7 protein-coding genes are annotated in these 6,720 nt (G+C 65.2%); 5 read left to right on the top strand and 2 right to left on the bottom strand.

Annotated features, from left to right (window positions below):
* Together PF446_RS05730 and PF446_RS05725 are read left to right on the top strand one after the other, a co-directional pair.
* A partial coding sequence (locus tag PF446_RS05730; RefSeq protein WP_298070281.1) for a shikimate dehydrogenase occupies nucleotides 1-592 on the top strand: 592 nt, incomplete at its 5' end.
* A gap of 7 nt (nucleotides 593-599) precedes the next feature.
* A complete protein-coding gene (locus tag PF446_RS05725) occupies nucleotides 600-872 on the top strand; it encodes a YkgJ family cysteine cluster protein (protein WP_298070280.1) in 273 nt (90 codons plus the stop codon).
* On the opposite strand, the gene PF446_RS05720 is transcribed toward PF446_RS05725, so the two are convergent.
* Both PF446_RS05720 and PF446_RS05715 read right to left on the bottom strand, forming a co-directional pair.
* A complete protein-coding gene (locus PF446_RS05720) occupies nucleotides 848-1,390 on the bottom strand; it encodes a gamma carbonic anhydrase family protein (protein ID WP_298070279.1) in 543 nt (180 codons plus the stop codon). The two genes, PF446_RS05725 and PF446_RS05720, sit on opposite strands and share 25 nt — an antisense overlap.
* Nucleotides 1,391-1,407: 17 nt before the next feature.
* Nucleotides 1,408-3,138: a patatin-like phospholipase family protein gene (locus PF446_RS05715; protein ID WP_298070278.1), complete on the bottom strand. Its 1,731-nt coding sequence runs from the start codon at nucleotides 3,136-3,138 to the stop codon at nucleotides 1,408-1,410.
* Nucleotides 3,139-3,213: 75 nt separating this feature from the next.
* Between PF446_RS05715 and PF446_RS05710 the strand changes: the two genes are divergently transcribed.
* The 3 genes from PF446_RS05710 to PF446_RS05700 all read left to right on the top strand — a co-directional run.
* A complete protein-coding gene (locus PF446_RS05710) occupies nucleotides 3,214-5,256 on the top strand; it encodes a M3 family metallopeptidase (protein WP_298070277.1) in 2,043 nt (680 codons plus the stop codon).
* A 41-nt stretch (nucleotides 5,257-5,297) separates the two neighbouring features.
* The gene (xth, locus tag PF446_RS05705; protein WP_298070276.1) at nucleotides 5,298-6,068 is read left to right on the top strand and encodes an exodeoxyribonuclease III; all 771 of its coding nucleotides are present in this window, start codon (nucleotides 5,298-5,300) and stop codon (nucleotides 6,066-6,068) included.
* On the top strand, nucleotides 6,065-6,720 hold a 656-nt coding region (locus tag PF446_RS05700), incomplete at its 3' end, for a YecA family protein (protein ID WP_298070275.1). The genes xth and PF446_RS05700, both read left to right, overlap by 4 nt.

The following is a 6,720-nucleotide window of genomic DNA, read 5'->3' as shown; positions in this document are numbered from 1 at the left end:
CGCGCAGCGCGTGGGCGTGGCCAACGTGCTCACGCGACTGGAGAACGGTGGGATAGGCGCGCACAACACCGATGGCGCCGGCATGGTGCGTGATCTCACTGAGCGTCACGGGGTCGATTTGCGCGGCCACGATGCCCTGCTGCTGGGTGCCGGCGGTGCGGCACAGGGCGTGGCCTGGTCGCTGCTGGATGCCGGTGTATCCACGCTGACCATCGTCAATCGCACTGCGGCCACAGCCGAGGCGCTGGCCGACCGGATCGGTGATCCGGCGCGTGCGCATACGCGGTACTGGGACGACCTGGCCCACATCGGCAGCTATGACCTGATCGTGCATGCCACCTCGGCGGGCGTGCGCGGACAGGCGCTGGAACTGCCGTTCGCCCTCGCAGGAGCGCGCGCGACTTGCTATGACCTTTCCTACGGTTCGGCGGCTTCTGGATTTCTAGCATGGGCCCGTGCGGCCGGAGCACGCTACGCCTGCGATGGCCTCGGTATGCTGGTCGAAACCGCAGCCGATGCGTTCGCGATATGGCATGGCACGCGTCCGGACACGGCGCTGGTCTTCGATCAACTGCGCTCGCGCTTGTCCTGAGGTCGGTATGGATTGCCGTCCCGGATGCGGCGCCTGCTGCATCGCACCGTCCATATCCAGTCCGATTCCGGGCATGCCCAAGGGCAAGCCGGCCGGGATGCCCTGTGTGCAGCTGACGGACGATTATCGTTGCGCGCTGTTTGGCGATCCTCGCCGGCCGCCGGTCTGCCGTGCCTTGCGTCCTGAAACACTCATGTGCGGCACGGACCGAACTCAGGCGCTGGCGTACCTGAATGATCTGGAGTGGCGCACGACTTATCCGCCGGGCAAGCCCAGATAGTGATTCTTGAGGCGCACGTAATGGGCCGCTGAATAGTGCAGTTGCTCAATGGCCACGGCGTCCAGCACGCGTACGCAGCGCGCCGGATTGCCCAGCCACAGCTCGCCCTCATTCACGACCTTGCCCGGCGGGACCAGGGCGCCAGCGCCGACGAAGGCGTGGCGTCGTACCACCGCACCGTCCAGTACCGTGGCGTGCATGCCCACCAGGCATGCGTCTTCCAGCGTGCAGGCATGGATCACCGCGCCGTGGCCCACGGTGACGTCCGTTCCGATTTCACAGGGGAAGCCGCCGGGCGTATACGGGCCGTCATGGGTGACATGCACGATGGCGCCATCCTGGATGTTGCTGCGCGCGCCGATTCGGATGTGGTGCACGTCGCCGCGCACCACCGCGCCGGGCCATACCGAGGCGTCGTCGCCCAGATGCACATCGCCGATCACGCTGGCGGTGGGGTCGATCCAGACGCGTGCGCCGAGCACGGGTCGCATGTCGTTGTAGGCACGTAGGTTGCTCATGCGCGCAGTGTAGCGGCTCAGCCCAGCGGTTCGGCCAGCGACTCGATCGCCGAGCGGTAGCCGGCCTCGATCACGCGGTCGAAGGACTTGAAGTCCAGCAGGCCGATGGCATCCAGTTGCGGCGAGAACACCTGTGTCGCCAGTTCGCGGCGCTGGTTGGCGATATTTTCGGCATTGACCATGCCGGCGCGCAGCAGGATCGAGGCCACGCCGGGCTGGCGATCGCGCTGTAGCCATTGCCTCCAGGCCCGGGGCTGCCAGGCGCGTTCGAGATCGGTCACCAGTACATCGTCGGCGCGGATGTCACAGGCCAGGATAGTGGCTACGCCACGGTCGTACATCACGTCGACGGGCAGGTTGTTGATGACTGCACCGTCCACGTATACGCGTCCTTCGTGCAACACCGGAGGCAGGATGCCGGGTATCGCGCACGATGCACGCAACCACAGCCACAGCGGCCCTTGCCGATGAACTGCGGCAATCCCCCGTGTCAGGTCGGAGGAAACGCAGAAGAACGGGATCGGAAGATCCTCCATGTCAAGATCACCGAAGAAGCGCTGCAGCAGGCGCGAGGTGCGCTCACCACGACACAGCGCGACCAGCGGTACGGTCCAGTCCGAAAGCGGACGGCTGTCGATGAAGGCCGCGCGATAGTTCGCGTGCATCTGCTTGTGGTCCCATTGCAAGGCCATGCCCGCGGCGATGATGGCGCCGATGCTGGTGCCGCCGACAAGATCGATGTCGTAGCCTTTCTCGTGCAGCGCGCGCAGCACGCCGATGGCGGCAAAGCCGCGCGCTCCGCCCCCGGAAAGCACCAGCCCGAGGCTGCGCCGGGCCAATAGCCGGGCAACGCGCTGGATGTCGTTGATGTTGCGGACATGGTGGTGGTGGGTGATGCCGGGGACGGCCTTGCGCCAGTTGCGCGCGGCACCCGGAACGATGGACTTGCCCGGGTGCAGCAGTATCAGGTGACGCGGACGCTCCAGGTCGGCATGTTCGGCCAGTGCCGGTTGGTCGGGCCAGGGCGCGGGTTCGCGGTCCGCACGGGTCACCATCAACAAGGTATCGGCCTGACGGCGACACAGGGCGCGCCAGGCTGCGTTGTGGCCATCATCGACATACAGCACGAAACGCATCTCTGCCTCGCGCTCGGCGAACCAGGCCGGTCCATGGCCATGGCCCAACGGAGCGTCGATCAACAGACAATTACCGAATGGCAGCAAGGCGTGGCGCAGTTGTTCGGCCAGTTCGCGTGCATGGATGGCGTCATCGAATGGCAGGATGGCAAAGGTCCGGGGCAGCAGGCGGGGCTCATCGCCGCCGCGCTTGAGCAGATTGCGCAGTGCCGTCTGCGCCGCGCCCAGGATGGCTTGCGGATGCTGGTCGATGAGACGTTCGAAGTCCTTGCGCGACAACCGCATCAGTTGCGTGTCGCGTAGCGCGCGTGCCGTGGATTCATGCGCTTGTCCCAACAGCAACCCGGTGGTGCCGAGGGTCTCGCCGTTGCTCAGTAGGCCGGCCAGGTGCGGCGCACCGCCGGAACGCGGGGTGCGAAACAGTCCGATGCTGCCCGAATGCAGTACGTACAATGCATCGCAAGGGTCGCCGGCGCCAAACAGCACATGGCCACCCTGCAAGGCGCAGGGCTGCATGCGGTCGGCCACCGACACCAGCACGTCCTCTGGCAAGTCACCGAAGACCGAGGTACGCAGGAGCAACGCGCGGGTATCGATCGAATGCGTGGGCATGGATACATCCTACTGCTTGAATTTGCGGGTGTGCATCACCACGCTTTGAGCCTGTCCCCGACATGAAGTGCCTGCATGACGACCACCAATCCCCTGCTCGCCGATACCGCACTGCCTGATTTTCCCGCGATCCGGCCCGAACACGTAGTGCCCGCGGTCGAAGCCGCGTTGACGGAATACCGTGCAGCGGTCAGCGCAATGACGATCCCCGGTGCGACCCTCGACTTCGAGCACGTGATGCTGGCCCAGGAGCGCCTGGAGCAACGCCTGAACCGGGTCTGGTCGCCGGTTTCGCATCTGCATTCGGTCGCCGATACCCCGGCGCTGCGCAAGGCTTATGAGGCTGCTCTGGACAAGATCACCGACTTTTCCTCCGAGTTGGGCCAGAATCGCGATCTGTTCGCAGCCGTCGAAGCCGTGGAGCAGTCCGAAGGCGATGCCCTTCCGTCTGACCGGCGTGCACTGATCGGTCATGCCCTGCGTGATTTCCGGCTCTCCGGCGTGGCGCTGCAGGAACCGGCGCGCAGCCGCTTCCGGGTCATCGCCAGTGAGCTGTCGAAACTGGGCACCGGTTTTGCCAATGCGGTGCTGGACGCCACCGATGCCTGGAAACACCACGTCACCGACAAGCGCGACCTGGCCGGGATGCCCGCGTCCGGCCGCGCTGTCCTGCGCGAGTATGCGCGCGAGCAGGACCTGGAAGGCTACCTGGTGACCCTGAAGCAGCCCGCCGTGCAGGCCGTGCTGACCTATGCCGACGACCGCGCACTGCGCGAGAAGCTCTACTGGGCCTATCAGACCCGAGCGTCCGATCAGGGTCCGGATGCGGGCACCTACGACAACTCCGCACGTATCGAGCAGATCCTCGCTTTGCGGCACGAGGCCGCGCAGCTGCTTGGCTTCGACAACGCCGCGGCCGAGTCGCTCGCGACCAAGATGGCTGCATCCACCGATACGGTGATGGATTTCCTGCATGACCTCGCCCGCCGCGCCAGGCCCGTGGCAAAGCGCGAACTGGAGACGCTGCGCGCATTTGCCAGCGAGGCATTGGGCCTGGCCAACCTGGAGCCGTGGGACATCGCCTACGCTTCCGAGAAACTGCGCCAGCAGCAGTACGCGCTGGACGAGGAGCAACTCAAGCTCTATTTCCCGCTGCCGGCCGTGGTTGAAGGTCTGTTCGCGGTCACGCATGCGATCTACGGGATTCGCCTGGAACACCGCAAGGATGTACCCGTGTGGCATCGGGATGTCCGTTTCTACGACGTGGTTGGTGCCGATGGCCGCGTGTTCGCCGGCGTCTACCTGGACCTGTGCGCGCGTTCGGGCAAGCGCGGCGGTGCCTGGATGGACGTGTGCCGCTCACGCTTTCGTGATGGCGAGACGCTGCAGTTGCCGATTGCCTACCTGACCTGCAACTTCGCGCCGCCGACCGAGGACGCCCCGGCCCTGCTGACCCACGATGACGTGCTGACCCTGTTCCACGAGTTTGGCCACGGCCTGCACCACATGCTGACCGAAGTCGACCTGCCCTCGATCGCCGGTGTCGATGGCGTGGAATGGGACGCGGTGGAACTGCCAAGCCAGTTCATGGAGAACTTCGCCTGGAACCGCGAGGCCCTGGCCCTGTTCGCCCGGCACCACACTAGCGGCGAACCGCTGCCGGACGAGCTGTTCCAGCGCATGCTCGATGCGCGACATTTCCACGCCGGCCTGTTCCTGGTGCGGCAACTGGAGTTTGGCCTGTTCGATTTCCGCCTGCACATGGACTACGACCCGGTCCGCGGAGCCCGCACAATGGCCGTGCTGGAACAGGTACGCAACGAGGTTTCCGTGCTGCATCCGCCGGCCTGGCAGCGGTTCCCGCACGCCTTCACGCATGTCTTTGCCGGCGGCTATGCGGCGGGTTACTACAGTTATCTCTGGGCCGAGGTGCTGTCGGCTGACGCCTTCTCGCGGTTCGAGGCGGCCGGGGTCATCGACCGTGAAACCGGCGACGCTTTTCGTCGCGAGGTTCTCTCCGTTGGCGCCACCCGACCGGCTCTGGACAGCTTTGTGGCCTTCCGCGGACGCGATCCGCAGCCGGACGCCCTGCTGGCCAGTTACGGCCTGAGCGCCTAGGTGAGCACGGTCCACATGGCCCAAGGCCTTACAATGCTCCGATGAAGATCGCTTCCTGGAACGTCAATTCGCTGAAGGTGCGCCTTCCCCACCTGCAACATTGGCTGGCCGAATCCGGGCCGGACGTCGTCGCGTTGCAGGAAACCAAGCTGACCGACGACAAGTTCCCGCTCCAAGACATCGAGGCGATGGGCTACCACGCGGTCTTTTCCGGGCAAAAGACCTACAACGGCGTGGCCGTGCTCGCGCGCCGGCCGCTGGAGGATGTGGTCACTGACCCGCCCAACCTGACCGACGAGCAAAGGCGCATCCTGGCGGTCTCGGTCGGTGACGTGCGCGTGGTGAACCTGTACGTGGTCAACGGCAAGGCCGTGGGCGATGAGAAATACGACTACAAGCTGGACTGGCTGAGCCGCGTGCGTGACTTCCTGGCCGATGAAATCACGCGCCATCCAAAACTGGTGGTGCTGGGTGACTTCAACATTGCTCCGGATGACCGCGACGTGCACGATCCGGAAAGCTGGAGCGACCGGATCCTGTGTTCGCAGCCCGAGCGCGAAGCGCTCCGGGCCATCACGGACCTTGGCCTCACCGACAGTTTCCGAATGTTCCAGAAGCAAGCCGGGCATTTCAGCTGGTGGGACTACCGGCAAGCCGCATTCCGGCGCAACATGGGCTTGCGCATCGACCTGATCCTGGTCAGCGATGCACTGAAGGACGCCGCGAAAGCCGCTGATATCGAACGCACGCCAAGGACCTGGGAACGACCTTCTGACCATACCCCTGTCTCGCTGGAACTGGATGACGCATGACACCGACCGACTGGCCAAGCTCACTGACCAACAGCGAACTCGACGAGCTCGACCGCTTCTTGCGCACCATCGCCACCCATGGGGATCTGCTGCTGGACGGTGTGCACGGTCTGCTGACTGCGCTCACCGTGGGGCCGGAACCACCGCAGCCTGACGAGTGGCTGCCCGAGGTGCTGCACGCGCCGTTTGTCGATCCTGCACAGGGTGAACGGGTACTGGCGCTGCTGGCCAAGCTCAATGACTCCATCGCAGCCGAACTGGACGTGGACGCCTATGAGCCGATTCTTGGTGAAATGAACGACGAGCAGGGCCACGCGCTTACCGCATCGGGATGGTGCGAGGGATTCAGCCGCGGCATCGACTTGCGCGCCGGATTCTGGGAGCAACGCCTGGCCGAGGACGTGGAGTTGATCGAGCTGCTCGGCCCGATCATGGCGCTGGCCGTGGACGAGGGTGTGCTGGCCAGCGAAGCCGAGTTCGAGAAATTGTCCGAAGACGAGTACGAAGCCTGCCTGGTGCGCCTGCCCGATGTGCTGATTTCGGTGGCACGCTACTGGCATGAAAAGGCGCCCAACGAGGCCGAGCGCCGCGCCGCCGAGGCGCGACTGGAGCCCGAACCCTCCGAGGACAAGCCCCCACGTCGCCGTGACGG

This window comes from Oleiagrimonas sp., from assembly GCF_027858935.1.
In the GTDB taxonomy this organism is placed as follows: Bacteria; Pseudomonadota; Gammaproteobacteria; order Xanthomonadales; family Rhodanobacteraceae; genus Oleiagrimonas.
Note: the sequence above shows the minus strand (reverse complement) of the source record. Positions and strands in the feature narration are given on the sequence as shown.

Coding starts and splice junctions, on each gene's coding strand:
- xth (WP_298070276.1), top strand. CDS start 5,298: ATGAAGATCGCTTCCTGGAACGTCAATTCGCTGAAGGTGCGCCTTCCC.
- PF446_RS05725 (WP_298070280.1), top strand. CDS start 600: ATGGATTGCCGTCCCGGATGCGGCGCCTGCTGCATCGCACCGTCCATA.
- PF446_RS05715 (WP_298070278.1), bottom strand. CDS start 3,138: ATGCCCACGCATTCGATCGATACCCGCGCGTTGCTCCTGCGTACCTCG.
- PF446_RS05710 (WP_298070277.1), top strand. CDS start 3,214: ATGACGACCACCAATCCCCTGCTCGCCGATACCGCACTGCCTGATTTT.
- PF446_RS05720 (WP_298070279.1), bottom strand. CDS start 1,390: ATGAGCAACCTACGTGCCTACAACGACATGCGACCCGTGCTCGGCGCA.